Genomic DNA, 1,302 nt, shown 5'->3' on the forward strand with positions numbered 1-1,302 from the left:
AAGGGGACGCCGACACGGAGGGGGTGCCGGTGGGGGCTGCCCCCTGTTGTGGTTCCGGTGACCGTCGTGGTTCCGGTGAGTGCAACGCGGACGGGAGCGCCAGGCACAGGACCGCTGCGGTGCAGGCCGCGGTCGCGGCCAGGGCGTGCCGGCGGTGGCGGCGCCGGTCGGCGCGTCTGCGGATCTCCGCGGCGGGCAGGGACGGCGCGGACAACTGCGTGCCGAGCAGCCGCAGCCGGTCGCCGAGGGTGTCGTGGACGGGGTCAGACACGGAGCTTTCCTTCCTCGCTGATCGGGGCCTGGTCGGCGAGTCTGGTCGCGAGCGCGATCCGGCCGCGGGCGAGGCGGCTCTTGACGGCGCTGACGCTGGCACCGGTCTCGACCGCGACCTGCTCGACGGAGAGGTCGCACATGTGGTGCAGGACCAGGGCGCTCCGTTGTGCCTCGGGCAGGTCGCGGAGCGCGGTGACCAGCACGAGGTGCTCCTCGGTGGGCGGCTCGACGGTGGGTGGTTCCTGGCGGTGGTGGCGTCCGGCCAGGTGTAGGCCCCGGGCCAGACGCCGCCAGCGGGAGTGGGCCAGCCGCCGGGCCGTGGTCCGGATCCACGCCTCCGGGGCGTCGTCCGGGTCGAGGGTGCGCCGCCGGTCCCACGCACGGATGAAGGCCTCCTGGACCACGTCCTGCGCTTCGGACCAGTTGCCGGTGATCGCGTAGAGCTGCCCGGTCAGGCGGGAGAAGGACGCCGCGTAGAACGCGTCGAACTCCTGTGGCGTCATCAAGGGCCTCTCCTCCGGAGTGTCCGTCAGCTCGCGGCACGGCCGGTCCGCGAGGAGGCGGTCCTCGGCTGCGGCGGTGGAGCCGTGCGTCCTGGGTGGAGCCTCCCGCCCTGTACGCACGAGCGCCGTTGCGGGGTTGCGCCCACGAACTATGACCTGGATCACGTGTGCGGAGTGCGACCTGCCGGGCGTCAGGAGGCGTACAGGGGTGCCGGGCATCAACCGGACGCCCGCAGGAAAGGACACGGATTCATGCGCATCCGCCCGATCGTGCCTATCGCAGCCACCGCCGCAGTAGTCACCGCCGCAGTCATCGCGACCGCGGGGGGAATGGCCACCGCCGCAACCGGTACCCCCGCGCCCACCTCCACGGCGCACATCGAGCCCTCCGGCGCGCCGGCCTCCGCGGCCCCCACTGCCTCCGGCAGCCCCTCCGCCGGCGCCTCGGTCTCCGGCAGCCCCTCGGCCGGCCCTTCGGTCTCCGGTAGCCCCTCGGCCGGCGCCTCAGCCGCAACCGGCGCGACGG

General features: G+C 74.0%; 1 protein-coding gene and 2 pseudogenes. All 3 read right to left on the bottom strand.

Features of this window, described 5'->3' with window-relative positions:
- Window positions 1–271: pseudogene (locus AB0N04_RS38535) on the bottom strand (hypothetical protein); the annotation flags it as partial.
- Complete coding sequence (locus AB0N04_RS38540) at window positions 264–776, bottom strand: SigE family RNA polymerase sigma factor (protein ID WP_360223502.1); 513 nt, start codon at window positions 774–776, stop codon at window positions 264–266. The gene AB0N04_RS38540 and the pseudogene AB0N04_RS38535, both read right to left, overlap by 8 nt.
- 218 nt (window positions 777–994) lie before the next feature.
- Window positions 995–1,302: pseudogene (locus AB0N04_RS38545) on the bottom strand (hypothetical protein); the annotation flags it as partial.

It is taken from the genome of Kitasatospora sp. NPDC051702 (assembly GCF_040681575.1).
GTDB lineage: Bacteria > Actinomycetota > Actinomycetes > Streptomycetales > Streptomycetaceae > Kitasatospora.